14 protein-coding genes and 2 pseudogenes are annotated in these 18,200 nt (G+C 42.0%); 8 read left to right on the top strand and 8 right to left on the bottom strand.

Annotated features, from left to right (window positions below; genetic code table 11):
* Positions 1–136: 136 nt before the first annotated feature.
* Together Q0541_RS22000 and murJ are read right to left on the bottom strand one after the other, a co-directional pair.
* Positions 137–649, bottom strand: coding sequence for a hypothetical protein (locus Q0541_RS22000; RefSeq protein WP_298915331.1), 513 nt, complete (start codon positions 647–649; stop codon positions 137–139).
* A 153-nt stretch (positions 650–802) separates the two neighbouring features.
* Entirely contained in the window at positions 803–2,407 is a 1,605-nt protein-coding gene (gene murJ / locus Q0541_RS21995; RefSeq protein WP_298915328.1) for a murein biosynthesis integral membrane protein MurJ, read from the bottom strand.
* 177 nt (positions 2,408–2,584) lie between these two features.
* Between murJ and Q0541_RS21990 the strand changes: the two are divergent.
* Positions 2,585–2,839, top strand: a pseudogene (locus Q0541_RS21990) (ATP-binding protein); the annotation flags it as partial.
* 106 nt (positions 2,840–2,945) lie between these two features.
* Here the strand turns inward: Q0541_RS21990 and Q0541_RS21985 are convergent.
* Entirely contained in the window at positions 2,946–3,452 is a 507-nt protein-coding gene (locus Q0541_RS21985) for a pentapeptide repeat-containing protein (RefSeq protein WP_298915325.1), read from the bottom strand.
* A gap of 48 nt (positions 3,453–3,500) precedes the next feature.
* Complete coding sequence (locus Q0541_RS21980; RefSeq protein WP_298915322.1) at positions 3,501–5,015, bottom strand: LCP family protein; 1,515 nt, start codon at positions 5,013–5,015, stop codon at positions 3,501–3,503.
* A 115-nt stretch (positions 5,016–5,130) separates the two neighbouring features.
* Here Q0541_RS21980 and Q0541_RS21975 point away from each other — a divergent pair, with 115 nt between their 5' ends.
* The 5 genes from Q0541_RS21975 (at position 5,131) to Q0541_RS21955 (ending at position 10,655) form a co-directional block, all read left to right on the top strand.
* A complete protein-coding gene (locus Q0541_RS21975; RefSeq protein WP_298915320.1) occupies positions 5,131–6,195 on the top strand; it encodes a mannose-1-phosphate guanylyltransferase in 1,065 nt (354 codons plus the stop codon).
* Between the two features lie 78 nt (positions 6,196–6,273).
* The gene (yidD, locus tag Q0541_RS21970) at positions 6,274–6,438 is read left to right on the top strand and encodes a membrane protein insertion efficiency factor YidD (protein WP_366941914.1); all 165 of its coding nucleotides are present in this window, start codon (positions 6,274–6,276) and stop codon (positions 6,436–6,438) included.
* Positions 6,439–6,601: 163 nt separating this feature from the next.
* Positions 6,602–8,248 carry an AarF/ABC1/UbiB kinase family protein gene (locus Q0541_RS21965; RefSeq protein WP_298915314.1) on the top strand — a complete coding sequence of 549 codons (1,647 nt, stop codon included), beginning with the start codon at positions 6,602–6,604 and terminating at the stop codon, positions 8,246–8,248.
* 591 nt (positions 8,249–8,839) lie between these two features.
* A complete protein-coding gene (locus Q0541_RS21960) occupies positions 8,840–9,820 on the top strand; it encodes an ATP-binding cassette domain-containing protein (RefSeq protein WP_298915311.1) in 981 nt (326 codons plus the stop codon).
* 46 nt (positions 9,821–9,866) lie between these two features.
* Positions 9,867–10,655 (top strand): ABC-2 family transporter protein, encoded by a 789-nt coding sequence (locus Q0541_RS21955; protein WP_298915308.1) that lies wholly within the window; start codon positions 9,867–9,869, stop codon positions 10,653–10,655.
* Between the two features lie 369 nt (positions 10,656–11,024).
* Here the strand turns inward: Q0541_RS21955 and Q0541_RS21950 are convergent.
* The 3 genes and pseudogenes from Q0541_RS21950 to Q0541_RS21940 form a co-directional block, all read right to left on the bottom strand.
* A pseudogene (locus tag Q0541_RS21950) lies at positions 11,025–11,128 on the bottom strand (transposase); the annotation flags it as partial.
* Positions 11,129–11,135: 7 nt separating this feature from the next.
* Positions 11,136–12,860, bottom strand: coding sequence for a serine/threonine-protein kinase (locus tag Q0541_RS21945; RefSeq protein WP_298915305.1), 1,725 nt, complete (start codon positions 12,858–12,860; stop codon positions 11,136–11,138).
* A gap of 119 nt (positions 12,861–12,979) precedes the next feature.
* Positions 12,980–13,816 carry an alpha/beta hydrolase gene (locus Q0541_RS21940; RefSeq protein WP_298915302.1) on the bottom strand — a complete coding sequence of 279 codons (837 nt, stop codon included), beginning with the start codon at positions 13,814–13,816 and terminating at the stop codon, positions 12,980–12,982.
* A gap of 738 nt (positions 13,817–14,554) precedes the next feature.
* On the opposite strand from Q0541_RS21940, the gene Q0541_RS21935 reads away from it, so the two are divergent.
* Together Q0541_RS21935 and Q0541_RS21930 are read left to right on the top strand one after the other, a co-directional pair.
* Positions 14,555–14,950 carry a hypothetical protein gene (locus Q0541_RS21935; RefSeq protein ID WP_298915300.1) on the top strand — a complete coding sequence of 132 codons (396 nt, stop codon included), beginning with the start codon at positions 14,555–14,557 and terminating at the stop codon, positions 14,948–14,950.
* A 142-nt stretch (positions 14,951–15,092) separates the two neighbouring features.
* Positions 15,093–15,230: a hypothetical protein gene (locus tag Q0541_RS21930; RefSeq protein ID WP_298915298.1), complete on the top strand. Its 138-nt coding sequence runs from the start codon at positions 15,093–15,095 to the stop codon at positions 15,228–15,230.
* 167 nt (positions 15,231–15,397) lie between these two features.
* On the opposite strand, the gene Q0541_RS21925 is transcribed toward Q0541_RS21930, so the two are convergent.
* Entirely contained in the window at positions 15,398–18,055 is a 2,658-nt protein-coding gene (locus tag Q0541_RS21925) for an ATP-binding protein (protein ID WP_298915296.1), read from the bottom strand.
* Between the last annotated feature and the right edge of the window lie 145 nt (positions 18,056–18,200).

The following is an 18,200-nucleotide window of genomic DNA, read 5'->3' as shown; positions in this document are numbered from 1 at the left end:
ATTGCTTTAGTTTCCAAATAAGCCGTTTTCTAGCTTGTAATTACTAGTACCGCAAGGCGGAAGTTACTCATTCAAAAGGATTACGGAATAAGCTCTTTAGGGTTTTAAATGGTTGCTCTATTTACGCCGTGTTGTACTAGAAGCGATAGCCTAATCCAGCTTGAAAGCTGACAGCATCAGCATCACTATTTCTGTAGGCGTCAATACCCCATTTAGTATCGCCATAGGCAATGACATTGTTTCTAACTTCTGATTCGATACCAAGGGTGAGTACAGGTGCATTCTGATTGCCCAATGGGGTTTTTTGACCTTCGTCAGTTACAAAAGAATAACCACCACCGAAGTAAACGTTAGTATTTTTGGCGATCGGCGCATCGTAAGTCACTATGGGCATAATTGCGGCAGCATCACCACCATACAGCACAGAACCCCGTAGTGAAAGAGGTGTTTTGGGAACAGCGTAGCGTCCTTGAATATTACCCCCAAGTTGTGCCTCATCGTTTCCTTGTCCGCCACTGGTTGCACCAACAGCAACACCAGCACCGATGTAATTGCCGTTTGTACCCGCAGTTTGAGCAGAAGCAATTCCCGCTGAGAAAACAATGGAAGCAACAGCAAGGAAAGACGCAGCTAATTTTGTAAGTTTCATAGAATTCTTCTCACCAGAGTTAAGTAAAATCAATATTCTCTAGTACTAGAATCTCTTTTTTTACAAAATGTAACCTCGCACACCTGGCTCACCCAAATGGCTGAATTATTAATCACCCATTTGGGTGTACCAACTGAAATTTTCAAATAACAGTTATTTCTTCAAAAAGCGCTGACGTAGACGAAATATAAAAATATTCACCTCTGGTATTTTTATCCATGAAGCGATCGCAGCAAACACCGCAATCCCCACGAAGCCAGATACACACAACTGCAACAGCAATATCAGTAAACCCGTTTTACCTAACAACTGCTGAGAACCAACCAAAGTCCCATAGCTTGCTACCCCAGCGACTACGCTACCAGCAGTCAAACCCAAAATCGGCAAACTCCACTCACGCCAAGGTAAACCATTAAGTTTGTGATCAAGCAACCATAACAGCATTAATATTGAGCTGCAATTTACACCCACTGTTGCCAACACCAAACCGGGAGCGCCAAAAGGTTTAACGAAAAACGAATCTAATAAAATGTTGAGCAAGATGTTAAAAACACTGATGCGAAAAGGTGTCTGTCCATCGCCTAAAGCATAGAATACCCGCACCAAAACATCACGTCCCAAATAGACAAACATCCCAATCCCATAAGCGACTAACAATGATGAAACTAGCTGTGTGGCTTCTGGCTTGAAAGCACCGCGTTCATATATCACCTGCACAATAGGTACAGATAACGACACCATTAGCGCCCCTAAAGGTAGCATGGTGAAGGCAGTCAGTAGCAATCCTTGGCGAATGCGTAATTTTAACTCTGGCCAATTTTCTGGATCGGCTAGTTTGGCAAATATAGGTAATAGGGGCAGCAAAATGATATTAGAAATAATCCCTAAAGGAGTTTGTACTAATAGATTTGCATAGTTAAATCCTGCCGCAGCACCAGGGATAGGACTGGCAAAATAAAGGTCGGTGGCGACATTAATTGGCATCATTCCAGAGGAAATTGTTGCCGGAGTCATGATTTTAATTACTTCTTGAACGCCTGGAGATTTAAACTCAAACCGCAGGCGTAATGTGCCTAATCCTAACCGCCACTGGACAATTAGCTGCACTAACCATTGGAGAATGGCTCCTGCTAAGGTTCCCCAAGCTAACACCATTCCACCGATTAAAGCGGACTCCGGCTTAATAATGTCCTTGCCCAGTTCCATAGCCAAGATACCAAGACCGCCAACAACGGTAATACTGGATAATAAAGGACTAATGGAGAGTAACCAATATTGATTGGCTGTATTGAGAGTACCGAAGCCAATGCCAATTAAACCGGCAAATAAAGCCATTGGTGCCATAATGCGGATCTGTTGAATTGCGATCGCTCTAGTTGTCTGTTCCAAACCTTGACCGACAAAATCAATGATCGTATCCGCAAAGAAAATCTGAGCAACTGTCACCAATAAAAGCAATCCACCCACCAGCGTTGTCACAGTTTCCACTAGGGGAGCCGCTTCTTCTCGCCGACGCTTGGCTAAAACGCTGACAATTGCACTGTGTAATGGGCCATTTACGCCACCTAGTAATATTAATAGAAAGCCAGGGATAATATAGGCATAACTATAGGCAGTGGCAGCTGCACCAACACCAAAAGCGGCAGCGATCGCTTGCTGCCGCACTAAACCGAATACTTTACTAATTAATGTAGCTGCGGCAACAATGCCAGCAATTCCAGCGAAAGAACGAGAGGGTTTTTGGTCTTGTTGTGTCACGAATAATACCCGACAACTCTTGCAGAGTGCATACCTTAAAACATTTAACCTGAAATCCCGCAATTTGTCAGGTAAATTTTCACAAATTAGTGATTTTAAATGCCTACGCCAAGGGTGAAGGCAGAGCGATAAAGGTATTTGAAATTTTTCCAAACGTGTCCAATAATACCTTGAACTATCTGGATTAGTACGCAAGCCGTTAATAACCAGATTGTAATTAGAATAGCTGATAATGGTCTTGGGATTCCAGAAGAGGTGCGATCGCACATATTTGACCCCTTCTTCACCACCAAAGCACCAGGTAAAGGTGTAGGCTTAGGATTGTCTATTAGCTATCAAATAATAGTTGAAAAACATCATGGCCAGATTAAATGTTCTTCTAAACCAGGAGAAGGAACAGAGTTTTTAATTGAAATTCCCAGCAGTAATTAGAGGTAACTGGTTTTTGACAATTCTCAGTCAATCTTAAGTAAGGGAGTGAGGATAAGCAGAGGTTTCTTCTGTTCCCCGATGTTTTTATGCTCAACACTGAGATTCTTTACTTACAACCCAAACTGTCTCGCGTTAACACACCCGTAATTGAATTTACGCCATCGGCTCTTTCACACAATAGCGACACTTGATAACGGTCAATCAAAGCGTCTGTAAAATCAGCGCCTGTAATTTCGGCATCGTAAAAGCGGCTACTCGTCAAAGTTGCTTCCGTAAAAATGGCATTTTTTAGGTTAGCACTATCCATAGTCACGCGATCAACTAAAGCGCCGCTCAGGTTCGCACCTTCCAAATTTGCTTTTAATAAAACTCCTTTAGTGAGAATTGCGTTGGTTAAATTCGCTCCTTGGAAATTCGCCCCTCGCATTTCTGCTGCTACAAAAGTCACACCTGCCAAATCAGCATTAGAAAAGTCACGATTTTCTAAATTTATATTGTTGTAGTTGATTGTATTTAGTTGAGCAAAAGCCGGTTTGGGACTAAGTATTATCCACAAAAATGCTAGTATTAAAATTACAATAAAACCAAAAAAGCGTAGTAAAATCTTTTTCATAACTTTATTATTAATAGGGGCGCACAGCTAGCTGTACGCCCCTCCTGACTATTTCCAATCTTTACCAATGCGGATTGTGAGATCAGATTCTAAATCACCAATCGCCGACACCTCGATTTGACCCAAGCCTAAGACTTTTTGCAAATCAACTCCAACTTGTCGGTTGCCTTTTTGGACAACAATCTGAGTTTGACGTTGGGTATCTGGCCAATCAGGCACTTTGTAAATATTAGTAAAGCCTTTCTGTTTGAGATAAGCAATAACTTTTTCAGTTAGCTGAGGTTGATTGGAAGCATTTTGAATAGCAATTTTGAGGTTAGGAACCCGGCGCATATCTGGCTTTAGACCAGGTACATTTACCCCAACATAATCATTCAACAGGCTCTGTTGTCCAGTCATGTTCAGCCAATAGCTATCAGGGTCTTTGCTAAAACGGCTAAACGTACCAGGCAACACGGTCATTTGGAAATTATCCCGATCCAAGTTGAGTCCGAAGTTCACCAACGCCATCATTTCTTCCATCTTCAGGTTGGTATCAAAATATTTTCGCATCAAGCGAGTTAATTGAGGCAATCTGGGTAAGACGGTGGGATTATTGAGGCGTTGCAGCAGGGCTGCTATTAGTGCTTGCTGACGCTGCACTCTCGGCAAATCTCCCAAACCTGGGTCGCGGAACCGGGCAAACTGTTCTGCTTGTTCGCCGTTGATGGTTTGCCAGCCACTGACTAAATTAATCGACAGTCGGCTGCTGGAGTCTTTATATTCCATTGATTTGGGAACAAAGACTTCTACTCCGCCTAACTGATCGACTAACTGCCGTAAGCCGCTGGTAGAAATGCGGATGTAACGATCAATTGGAGCATTATTTAAGGTACGGCTAACTACCCGCGCTGCCAAGACTGGGCCGCCTTTGGCATTGGCATCAGATACCTTAGTTAATCCCTTTTCTCCCTTTTCTGGGATGGCGATCATCGTATCTCTGGGAATCGAAAGCACCCGTACAGATTTTTCACTAGGGTTAAGCCGTACCAGCAGCATGGTATCGCTTTTCCCAGCAAAGCTTTCTGGTGAACCATCAACAGTACCGCTGACTGGTTCAATCCCCATAATTAAAATATTCATCGGTCGTGAAATCTGGTACTGGGAGAGTTTGCTCCATAACTCCCCTGGTAGTGGTATTTTTATATCGTCTTTAGCAGTAGTTCCTAAATCTTCATCTGTTCGATCTAGATTGCTCCACAACGGAGTCCAAAGGGCCAACGTTGATACCAGTAACCCAGATAAGATGATGCCGAGGACCACCGTCATGATCCACAACAGCCATCGAGGCATGGTCAAGCCCAGTCTCTCATAAAGCTGATTGGGAATTGCACCCACTGATTCGACGACGCTACGGTTCGGATTCGCTGGCTGGTTTAGTTCTACCTCCTCTTGTGCGTCTGCTACTGGTGCAGGCGTTACCTGATTTTCCGGGCGTTGAAGTTGCTGCGATCGCACCTCATTTTCAAATGCTACTTGCTGAGATCCAAGCGGATTTTCCGACCATTCGACTTGTTTTATCACAATTATCTCCCCACTCAACCACTCCCTAAAAGTATGTTAATCCAAGCTACAAATATTGCCAGTGGAAAAGCTCACTGTAAACTTGTAATGTTCTTCGGTAGGCGTGTATGACAACATGAATACTTTATTGTTCCCCGTAATCCTTGCTGGTGGTAAAGGTGAACGTTTTTGGCCCTTGAGTCGCAAAGACCGACCCAAGCAATTTTTAAGTCTTGATGGTAGCTCTAGAAGTCTATTACAAGCAACCGCCGATCGATTGATAGAACTCGGTGGCGGGTGGGATTTCTTGTGGGTAATAACTTCTAGTCAGATAGCTGAAGGGGTACGACAACAATTACCTGATCTACCAGTTGAAAACTTACTGATTGAGTCGGAAGGAAGAGACACTGCCGCTGCCGTTGCTTGGACAAGTTTAGAAATCAAACAACGCTATGGAGAAGACGCTGTTATTGGCTTTTTCCCTGCTGACCACTGGATTGCTGATCAAGAGGCGTTTGCACACACATTAAGCGCGGCTACGCAACTAGCAGCAAGCACAGCAGCGATCGTTACACTGGGGATCAAGCCTACTTTTCCGTCAACCGGTTACGGCTACATTGAACAAGGTGAAAGAATAGGTAGCTTTAATGAGTTGCCAGCTTATCACGTCAATCGTTTTACTGAAAAGCCCAACCGTGAAACAGCCGAGACTTTTTTATCTACGGGACGTTTTAGCTGGAATAGTGGAATGTTCGTTTTTCGGGCAGGGGTTGTTCTCAAAGAACTACATACCCATGCACCAGAAATTATCGAACCTTTAGAACAACATGGTCCTGATATCTATCCCCAGTTGCCTAAGAAGAGTATAGACTATGCGTTAATGGAAAAGACAACTCTAGCATACGTTTTGCCAGTTGATTTTGGTTGGGATGATTTAGGAGATTGGAATGCGATCGAGCGCTTACTCAAAACAGAGGAGACTCCCAATGTAGAACTCGGTACACATGTAGGACTGGATACGCAGGGGGCGATTATTTATGCCTCCAATCCAGAGGATGTAGTTGTTACTATTGGGTTAGAGGACGTGGTGATTGTGCGCGATCGCAATGTCACCCTCGTTGTCAAAAAAGAACGTACCCAGGAAATCAAGCAGATCCTCAAAATTCTCCAAAGCGATTCCCGATTTACTGACCTGCTATAAAAGTTAAAACCCTTGGCAGAGGCGAAAAAGTCTATTTTTCCATTATAACTTGACTGTCTGTTATTCTATCTGACAGTTATGGACATTATTAGCTTTGAGCCTCTGGCCAAAACAATGGCAATCGAGTCTATTACTGCCTATCAAAAATATATTTCTCCGTCCAAAGGATTTTGTTGCTCCCATCGCTTATTACACGGCGGGGATTCCTACTCTAATTACGTCAAACGGATGCTAAGTGAATAGAAGCTCCACCAAGCCGTACAATCATCCATAAAAAGATTCCAAGACTGTGCCGCAGCTAGCAAAACTTTAACAAGTACCAAAGCTACAGCCAACTTCCGTTGATATTGTCATCCCCTGCTTTACCTCTTTAAACTTTTCTGCTTCTTTGCAGTTCTTTACAAAAATGTTCCTCACCCAAACTGTTCCCCGTCAACGAGAAATTCTTGAAGTATTCCTTCGCAATGGTTGGGACTATATGCGAAGGTTACTTACTGGTGGCAAAGCTGATGAACCTCAGCTACCTACACCTGCGGTTTTAAAAAATATCCTGGTAGACTTGGGGCCAGTTTACGTCAAACTTGGCCAGCTAATGTCTACGCGTCCAGATTTACTGAACGCCGCCTACATTGAGGAACTATCAACTTTACAAGACGAAGTACCGCCAGTTCCTTGGTCAGAGATAGAAATAATCCTCCGTAAAGAATTAAAACTTTCACTAGCAGAAACTTTCAGCATAGTTAACCCGATCCCAGTAGCGGCGGGATCAATTGCCCAGACACATCGAGCTACATTAATAGACGGTCGAGAAGTTGCTCTGAAAGTGCAACGTCCGGGAATTGATATTACTATTGCCCAAGATATTGCTTTAATTCAAGGTATTGCCGATTTAGTAGCGCGGACTGAGTTTGGGCAAACCTACGAAATCAAATCTATCGCCGAAGAATTTACCAAAGCGCTAGAAGCCGAGTTAGATTTTACACGGGAAGCGGGTTTTACAGACCAACTGCGGCGCAATTTATCTAAAAGTCGCTGGTACGATCCTACACAAATAGTGGTTGCGGAAATTAACTGGGAATTGACCACAGCAAAATTATTGGTGATGGAATGGCTGGATGGGGTGCCTTTCTTGGCGGCGGATTTGAATAGTGACCCCAATGTTAAAGATCCTGCCGAAAAGCGTAAAGAAATAACTACTTTGTTATTTCGGGTATTTTTCCAGCAACTATATATTGATGGGTTTTTTCACGCCGATCCCCATCCAGGAAACTTGTTTTATCTCAAAGATGGTCGTGTTGCCCTCTTAGATTGTGGCATGGTGGGAAGACTCGATCCCCGTACACAGCAGATATTAACGGAAATGTTGTTAGCGATCGTTGATTTAGATGCTCAAAGGTGCGCTCAGTTAACTTTACAGCTATCAGATTCTGGTCAGCCAGTAATTTTGTCGCGGTTAGAAAATGATTACGATCGCATGTTGCGAAAATATCACAATGTCAGCCTCACGCAAATAAACTTCAGTCAGATAATTTATGAAGTTTTACAAGTTGCCCGCAACAATAAAATTAGATTACCTAGCAATATGGGATTGTATGCCAAAACCCTAGCGAATTTAGAGGGTGTGGCGCGGACATTCAACCCGGAGCTTAATTTTTTTGATGAAGTTAAACCATTAATTACAGACTTGTTTCGTCGGCAGTTAATAGGTGATAATCCAGTGCGATCGCTATTACGGACAGCCTTAGATATTAAAAGTCTGTCTCTCCAATCTCCTCGCCAAATCGAACTATTATTAGACCGAGTTACCTCAGAAACCTTACAGTGGAATCTATCGCTGCGGGGGTTAGATGGCGTGCGGCGCACTATGGACGATGCAGCTAACCGACTATCTTTTAGTATATTAGTGGGTTCACTGATTATGGGTGCAGCAATTATTTCCACCAGAGCGCAGACAACTCAACTATCTTTTTTAAGCACCATCCTCTTTGCAGTCGCTAGTTTATTGGGTTTATGGTTAATTATTAGTACATTGCGATCGGGACGTTTACGGTAAAACCTATATGTTGTGCTAGGAAATTATGATCGCTCTCACTGGCAAAAATTCTTGCTTTACTATTTGGAAATACAGATACATATAGCAGTTTGTAACTGAATGAGGTACAGAGCCTAGACTATAAAGCTAGGTATAAAACCTATTTTGCTTACGACTCTGCCAATTTTAGATTTTGGATTGAAATGAAAAATCTAAAATCTAAAATTGAATGACTTCTAACTCGTAACCGTTCACGGGGGGTAAAACATTTGCCTAAATGTCTAAAGCTATTTTTAGCAAGGCTTAGGGGTGATTTCTGGTATGAGATAATTACTTTTATTAATGCCTAAAAGACAATTGGCATCCCAGTATAGGACTTTTTCCTACTCAAAATTATCCCGAAAAAATCAAATCTAGACTGGTTTTCATACTGTTTCCGTGTAATTTTATATCGGACACTTTTTTGATCACCCTGTGAACGGTTACCCTAACTCCTGCTGTAAACACTCCAAAACACTAATGATTTATGTGTGTTTACCTCGAAGTTCTGATTGGTGGAAGCCGCCGCTCAGACTTTTCTCTGCGTACATCTGTGGTTCTAATATAAAAAATATGTCAATCATCATTGCTGAAAATCTGAGTAAATCTTATCCAGTGGCAGTTAAAAGTCCGGGTATTAAAGGTACAATCACCCACCTTTTTCGCCGTACCTACCGCTCAATTAAAGCAGTTCAGGATGTTTCCTTTGAAATTGCCCCTGGTGAAATAGTGGGGTTTTTGGGCCCAAATGGTGCTGGTAAAACCACCACACTTAAAATGCTCACGGGGCTGATTCATCCCTCTAGCGGTACAATCTCAGTAGCTGGACAAATTCCGTTTCATCGTAAAGAAGCATTTTTGCAAAAAATCACCTTGGTAATGGGGCAAAAGCAGCAGCTAATTTGGGACTTGCCAGCGCTGGATTCTTTAAAAATTAACGCCGCTGTATACAACATCTCTGATAAAGAGTTCCAACGGCGGGTGGGAGAATTAACAGAGATGCTTTCCTTAGAAGGCAAACTTACCCAACCAGTACGGAAGCTATCTTTGGGTGAGCGAATGAAAGCAGAATTGCTAGCAGCACTTTTGCACCGTCCCCATGTATTGTTCCTAGATGAACCAACGCTGGGATTAGATGTAAATGCTCAAGCAGCAGTGCGCGAGTTCTTGCGCGAGTACAATCAGCTTTATCAGGCTACAGTGCTGTTGACAAGTCATTACATGGCTGACATCACAGCTTTGTGTCAACGGGTGCTGTTGATTCATGAGGGGAAGCTGATGTATGACGGTAGTTTAGATGGACTGCTGGAACGTTTTGCCCCGTACCGAGAAGTCCATATAGAGTTAGCCCAACCTCTACCGATAGAAAAACTTATGACCTATGGTGATGTGCAACTCTTAGAAGGGCGAGCAGTGCGTTTTATGGTGTCGAGAGAGGCGCTCACCCGCACTGTTTCTCAGATTTTGGCGGATTTGGAGGTAATTGATTTAACAGTTACCGAACCGCCCGTGGAAGAAGTGATTGGACGAGTTTTTCAGGCAGGTGTCGTGTAGTCAGTGCTGCGAGGAATATAGTTGCCAAGAGGAGAATGCACCACAAATGAAAAAGATTATTAGAAAAGCTCTAACTTTACTGTCAGTATACTACGCCTATTCGGTTGAGTATCGAGCAGAACTAATCTTTTGGGTTTTGTCTGGTTCTTTGCCGATTATCCTTATGGGTATCTGGATACAGGCGGCACAAGGCGGACAGTTTGGGCTATCACCTGTGGATTTTGGCCGTTACTTCATTACGGTTTTCATTGTTAGGCAACTCACCGCTGTTTGGGTAATTTGGGACTTTGAAACAGAGGTAGTGGAAGGCAAGCTTTCGCCCAAGTTGCTACAACCACTCGATCCAGTATGGCATCATGTTGCGAGGCATATTTCTGAAAGATTTACTCGACTAATGTTTACTCTTCTATTAGTGGCATTATTTTTTATTCTTTATCCCCAAGCTTTTTGGTTACCAAGTTTGAGCGGATTTTTGCTGTTTACATTCGCGGCGGTGCTAGCTTTTACTTTGCGATTTACGATTCAGTACAGCTTTGCTATGCTCGCCTTTTGGACAGAACGGGCTAGCGCTTTAGAAAACTTTTGGTTGTTATTTTATCTATTTTTATCTGGTTTGATAGCACCTTTAGAGGTCTTTCCAGAACTTGTGCGAAAAATAGTCATGTTTACACCTTTTCCCTATTTGATTGATTTTCCTGCGAGTCTTTTGGTAGGGCTACCCGTAGATATAGGGCGAGGATTTGGGTCAATGGTGGGTTGGATATTAGTGTTTTTGGGTGTGAATCGCTTGCTGTGGCGTGCGGGTTTGAAGCGGTATTCTGGAATGGGAGCATGAACAATTCATAACTAGGAGGTTTACCACCCTAGAGTTTGGCTAAGTTAAGGTAATTTAAAACTTCCTTGATAAAAGAAAGATTTCTCGAACACTGATATATCCCACCTCACGATTTGCTCGACTAAAGCGGTTCTCGTTTATATGAGGTACACCCGTAGGGGTTGTCTCGTTAAGAGTCTCAGACTGGGAATGCCTACTCTTAGCCTCCGCCTTCCTTACTCGCGGTAGAGCCGCAATGCACAGCATTTCCAGCCAGAGCTTGGAAACGAGGTTTGAAAAGGGTTTTGGCTTAAGTTGACACCAATGGGCAATGCTGTGCCCCTACACCTCGCGATATAATCTTGCACCGCATCTGAATGGGAACCGCTATAAAGCGCTGTCTAATACGAAGCTAGCAAAAAAGCCATAACAGTTTCTAACTGGCTCAATTGCTCATCGGCGCAAAGAATTTGCAATGCCTGTTGCACTTTGCTAGAGATGTTACAAATTACTTGGTATCGTCTTGAACTTTTCTACTGACCCCAAAGAATAATCTTCTAACTTAAAATCAGCAAAAGGCTTCTTTTGTAACCTATCCCGTAATGCTTCATCCAGAATTAAACCTGCTGATTTTTTTTTAACCCCAATGATTATAATACTTCTCTGATATTTAGTTAAATCCTGATTTCCCTGACAATCACTCCGTTGAAATTGTCCCAAATTTAATATCCGATAACCTTTGACGCTTGGTGCATTAATAAATAAATTTTTCACTAAAGATTGTATTTGTTTAGAACGTTCTAAAGCCATACGTTCTTGAACTGCTATATTTGCCTTACAAGAAACTGTGCCTACAGCGATAATCTCGCTAGGGTCTTCCATTATATTTTGGATACCTTCTTGTTCTAAGTTAAACTTTAAAAGGTCTAAACTAATAATTTCATCATTATATTTAATTTGAAAATTGCTACCTAAAAGCCATTTATATTCTAGTGATAAAACAGCTATATTAAATTCGGCTACTTTCCCTTGACTATCCCTACCTTCTTGATAAGGAAAATAATCAATTTTACCTTTTTTTTCGGGAGATTGTTTGTAATTTTGCATCCCAGTGAATTTTGATGTCCGTGTTGCTAAAGCCACTATACTAAGTAATCCTAATATCACTAACAGGACTGCAAAAAATGCCAGTAGTGGTACTTCTTCTGGCTGTTTATGTGGAGTCAATGAAGTTTGAGTAATTGGTGGTAGCAATTGCTCGACGTTACAATCCTCTACTAAATTAATGTTTTCAGGAGTAGTTTCAGTTAGTTGGGTTTCAATTTCTTCTAGGCGCTGGAAAATTTGCTGAGTATTGGCAGGACGCTTTTTTATATCCGGTGCTGTTAGCCAATCAATTAAATTCAATAGTAAGGGTGAGATATGGATGGCATGATTTTGCCAGTGCAATAAATTGTGCTGGACATCATACATATCTAAGGGATGGTATCCCGTCAGCAAAAATACAAAGGTGCGTCCCAAGGCAAAGAAATCTGATTGCGGTACTGCTTGACCATTCATTTGTTCTGGGGCGCTGTAGCCAGATGACATCAGTGCTGTCATCCCGTCGCCATTGCTGAGTTTGTCTGGGTTGGTTCTGCCAATTTCAGTGGCGGTGCCAAAATCAATCAGTACCAAATCCCCCCAACCTTTCCCAAGGGGAGAACGAATCATGATATTAAATGGCTTAATATCTCGATGCAGGTACTGTTTAGCATGTACTAAATCCAAAATTTCTAGCAATTGTTTTAACCAGGCTATAGCTTGTTCCTGTGAAATAGGGTAATTCTGCTGCTGCTGTAACCACTGTTCTAAGTGGTAGCCTTCGATTTTTTCCATTGCAATGCTATGCAGCACTAAACCATTTCGGGTTTGATATTGGAAGTAACTATCCTCCTTGGGAATACCGGGATGCTTGAAGTGTCCCAGCACAGTTACCTCTTGCTGAAATAGTTCTACCGCTTTGGCATCGTATGATACATCTTTTTTAAGTATTTTAAGGATTTTGGGGGTATCTTGTTCGTATGCCTCATAAACTTTGCTAAACCCTGTTTTGTCGCTCAACAGGCATGTCACCCGATAACGTCCTAGCAATTCCAAATGGGAACCACAACTTTGACAAAAGCGGTTTTGATGATTATTTGGGTGATTTGGTTTAGGGCAAACGGGATTGATACAAAGGCTCATGACTGGGTTATCCGTACTTGAAGGAGAACGTAGACGCAAAAGGGTTTGTCGCTAGACATCACTCCTATTAATTCTTCTGTTGCCGGATGATAATCCCGTCCAAATAATCATGAGATTTTCTATTTGTGTTCTGCCAAGAAAGCTGCTACAGTTTGGTTAAATGCCTCTGGTTGTGTCAAAAACGGCCAATGATTGCCGGGAACTTGGCAGATGCGTAAGTTTTTAAGATAGGTTTTGTAGGGTTTAATTTGCCAATCTTGGCGGTTCAGTCCTTGTTCTGGTTGGACGAAGATGGCAGGGGTGTCAAGGGGAATTGTAAAACCAGGCACTTGCATTACTGCTTCAAAAATACCGTCGCGGGCGGCTATGGTAAATTTGCTGCCCCAACTACCATCAGGTTTTTGTTCTATTCCGGCTTGGAAAACTTGCTGTTGTAAGGAACTCCATCCTTGATATTGCTTTAATTGCCGTGCTTGTTGTTCGGCTTCTTGATGACTGGCAAAGGGGCCCATGCTTTTAAGAAAAGGCAAGAAGCGATACAACATGGGAAAAGTTACGCTCAGAAGGCTGGGCATTTTCCAGATGAAAATTGGATCGACCAGAATTATACTCCGCAAACGCTTTGGGTTTTGCCTTGCCCAGATGGCGGTTAATTTGCCTGTCCACGAATGACTTACAATATGGGCAAAAGTCCATCCGAGATGATCCATGAGTGCTTCGAGGTCTGCGATCGCACTTTCAAAACTATAATCTCTCTCAGGCTTACTACTTTGCCCATGTCCGCGCATATCTGGTGCAACTATGTGGTAGTCTGCTGCTAAGTAATCTCCTAAACTAGACCAGACTAGAGCATGGTCGCCTAAACCGTGTAACAGCAGTAAAGGTTCTTGACCTTGGTTCCACTCTAAATAAGAAAGTTGGATATCAGGCTTTGATAAAGTTTGACGTACAGGCATGATTGCACATCCACTAGTGAAGAGATAGTTTGGCGTTTATATAGTACTGCCAAAGCAGATGGGGAGACTGTTTTTTGAACGTGACGAGAAACTTGCCAGTCTTATCCCATAACACTTCACCTACTTTTTCGCCCGTTTTTTCTAAGCTTTGGTAGCAATTATAGAGCCGATTGCGGAAAGAAAAAAAGAAACAAAGAAAGAAGTTAAAAGGGTTTGGCGCAGCCTCACAAAGAAATGGTATAAAGCTGCGTTAACACCACGGCGCTGGCTCACCATAACGCACCCTACTAGCTAAATTCGGCATTTAAGTGAAAAAATTTAGATTTATCTGGGTATTTCAGATTTTAGATACCCCAGCGTTGGTTTTTCAACTCATTGCGTCTTATCTCTAAGATTTTTTTCTTATAATCACGATTTTTTTCTTATAATCACGATTTTTTTCTTATAATCACGATTTTTTTCTTATAATCATGATTTTTTTCTTATAATCACGATTTTTTTCTTATAATCATGATTTTTTTGTTACTATAGCAATCCTAAATCATTCGTTAAAAGTTAGATCCCCGATTTATCAAAGAAGTCGGGGATCTGGACACCGCGAATTTGAACGAAGTATTTGTCGTCAATATTGCTGAAGTTAATATTACACTTACTAGTAATTTTTGTGGATTTTACTGAGCCAAAATCTAGCCTTAGTAAGGCAAGCTAGCTCTAGAACACAATTAAAACAATATATATATGCCTCGTCAAAAACGTACATACCGCGCTCTAGAAAAAGCTGAATTAAGAGTTGCTGGACTCAGAGCAATTAATCCTGATATGGATTTTGGAGATGTTCGCAACTTGCAATATATAACACAAATAAGTCAGCAATTACGCACCAAAATTGATGCTTATAACACTGCTTTGTCTGTGATTGACTCTTCTAAAAGCGAGATGGATGAATTGGAAAAAACTTTAACTGACCTCACTGATCAAATGCTAATTGCAGTTGCATTTACCTACGGTACAGATAGCAGTGAATATGAAATATCAGGTGGTATTCGCAAAAGCAAGCGCACCCGCAAAAGCAAGATAACACCCTTGAGGGCGACTCCAAAAGAACCAGCCAGTGATAACACTAAAACTGCATAGTCTCGTCTGTATTTAAAATACATGATTAAAGGCACAAGATTGTTCTTTAATGTCCACTTATAACAACTTTCAGGTAATTAAAGTATATGGTAGGGTAGCATAATTAGCTGTGCTACCTTATAGGAGATTGTGTTTCAAATAGATGAAAAGAGACTTATGCTCATTGGCGATCGCAGAACAAATTGTTGCAGAAAGGCAACAACGAGGTGAGTATAAATCATTGATTGATGTAAAGCAGCGTACTGGATTACCGTTTACTACTTATTGTCACATAGCTTAAAGATTATCATAACGATGAATTAATAGACTTCTTGCATGAATCAAAAGCCCTCACCCTAAATCCCTCTCCCAAGCTTGGGAGAGGGACTTTGAAATTGGCTCCCCTTATCCCAATTTTGGGAGAAGGGGTTGTGGGATAAGGGCGAATTTTGCATTTGTGCAAGAGGTCTAATAATTAGTTCTAACTCCCCACTCCCCAACCTTTTTCCAAGGGAGTTTGACTGTAAATCGACTACCTTTCCCTAACTGACTTTCGGCATGGACAGTCCCACCGTGCAACTCAACAATTTTTTGCACCATTACTAATCCTAAACCAGTGCCTGTAGAACGCTGGGTGGAGGAATTTTCAACTTGCACAAAAGGTTGAAATAATTTGAAAAGGTCATCGGAAAGCATACCAATACCTGTATCTATTACGCTGAAAAAGATATATTCATTTGTGGAATTTGGCTGGACTTCAATCCAAACTTTGCCTCCTTCTTTGGTAAACTTGATAGCGTTAGTCAACAGGTTGATAAATACTTGGCGAATGCGGCCTTCATCAACTTGGATGGGTTCGAGTTCTTCAGGGACTTGTACACTCAGTTGGATATTTTTTTGAAAGGCTAGATGTTTGATAAAACTTAGACTAGAGTCACATAATCCCTGAATCGAAGTAGTAGCTAGTTGTAGTTCTATCTTGCTGGATTCGATGTCGGTAAGATCAAGGATTTGGTTAATCAATTCTAGTAAATTCTTACCGCTGGATTCGAGCATATTTAGATACTGGCGCTGTTCCTGACTTACAAGACCGTACACTTGATCTTGGAGTGCCTCTGTGATCCCAAGAATGGAGCTTAAAGGAGTCCTCAGTTCATGGCTGATGTTTCCTAAAAAGGTACTTTTGGCACGATTTGCGACTTCGGCAGCTTCTTTAGCCTCATGCAGAGCGGATTCTGCCCGTTTGCGATCGCATACTTCTAAAGTTAGGGCGACAAATTCCGCGATTGAGCTAACGAAGTTTTGCTCACTCAAGTCCCATGTCCGGGGAGTCTCAATCTGCTCATACAATACTGTCCCTACTACTTCGCCCCTAACCCAAATAGAGGTATCAATTAGGGATATAATATTTTTTGGTTCTAGCAATTCATCCGATAATTCTTGTACTCGTAGATCGGTGCGAGTGTCGGTAATGGCGATCGTACAAGCAGATGCCAAGGCTTTAAAGTAGATGGGATAATCTGCAAGGTTGCGTTCTAAACCTGCCGAATGTATCTGGTTGGGACGTTCATAGAGACTTATACATTGTATTTTGGTGCGCTCACCATTGAATAACCACACACCCACTCGTTCTACTTCTAAGGCATTTGCTGCTTTTTGGGTGATGATTTTGAATGCTGTTTCCAGATTTCCTTCTGAAATCGCCCTGTGATTTGCCAGTTCTGCTAGTGCTTGATTATGCTGGCCCAATCTTCGCTCACTGTTAATCCGTTCTTGGATCTCTTGCTTTAATTCTTGAGTTCGCTGCTTAACTTGCAATTCTAACTCTTCATTTTTGGTAGACAATACACTAAAGGTTTTGCGTAATTGCTGCATCATCTCCTTGAAAGATCCACCCAGCACCTCTAGTTCTTTAATGCCCTGTACTATCACCACTGAATCTTCATTATTGGTAAAATCGGCTAAATCTTTTGTTGCCCTGCTGAAGTAAAGAATTGGCTGAGTTATCCACCGGGCGGTGACAATTCCCAGTAAAGTAGCTAGTCCCAATCCTGTCAAACAGAGAAAAATTGTGGTTTGAGTGTTGCGATCAATTTGTCCGATAAAGTCTGCTTCTGGGACAGCCACTATAATCAACCAATTGACATTTGGTTCGCCCTGTAAGGGTCTAACTTCTAAAAATTGTCGTTTGCCGTCAAAGAAGAAATCCAATTGCTGTAAACTTTGAATCTGGTCAAAGTTACTAAATTTAGTTGCTAAATATTTAGCGCTTGCTTGAGTAAAAGAATTCCCGCTCTGGGAAGCTGCTAACCGAATGGGTTTACCATTTTGGACGCGGAATGGTTCTTCCGTTGTGGAACTTGCTACTAATAGCCCCGATCGCTCGATAATAAAAACTTGCCCAGATTTGCCAACTTTAATATTTTGCAGCAAATCCCCAATTTGTGATATATGAGTTAGAGTGCTGTTGACTCCGAGTAATTGACCTTGGGAGTTATATATAGGTTGAGATGCACTAATTAGAAGCGTTGGTTCGGTGAGGGGTGTAAAAATTTGACTAAAGCTGAATTTTTTGGCGGTAACTGCTACTTGATAATCAAGACGCGATCGCGCATCATAGTTTTTGATCACCTCTGGTAGTTGGGTACGTTGACCTTGACGGTCAATTCTGTAAGTGTAGAGGTCGTACCCAGTTGACTTATCGGCAAGTCTTAGCAAAAATTGGCGATCGTTGAGCTTCTGGATTGCTAGGTATTCTTGCTGTTCATTGCTTGCCGTTAAGGCGATTGCATCAGGAAAAATCTCTAACTGCTTTATTAAGTATGACTCCCAGGTTGCAAGATTTTCCATCTTCAGCAACCCGATGTCAATGACATTTTGATTACTGCTTAGTATTTGACGCGGGGTTGAGAGATAAGTCTGTAAATTCTGCTCTACTCGATTGGCGACTTGACGACGCAATTCGCTGGCTACCTCATTGACTGCCTTTTGCCCGTTATTAATTGATAAGTATGCAGTTAATCCCACAGCTAGGAAGATTTGCAGTAGAAACAACGCCACCAGGATGCGACTTAGGGGTACGCCTTTAAATAGGGAAACACTACTTTTTCCAAAATTTTTGTTCATCTGCCCACTTCCCCTGCTCCCGCTGACTGTCCTGTAGTACTGAGTACAACACCTCGACTTGGTACTCGTGTGGGCTTATGCATAGTTTGTACGGGAGCAACGCGATTTTGTGAGGTTGGGTGAAAAAGGTGCGATCGCTAAAATT

This window comes from uncultured Nostoc sp. (genome assembly GCF_937863485.1).
In the GTDB taxonomy this organism is placed as follows: Bacteria; Cyanobacteriota; Cyanobacteriia; order Cyanobacteriales; family Nostocaceae; genus Nostoc.
The sequence above is the reverse complement of the archived record's forward strand: the minus strand, read 5'-3'. Positions and strand labels throughout refer to the sequence as shown.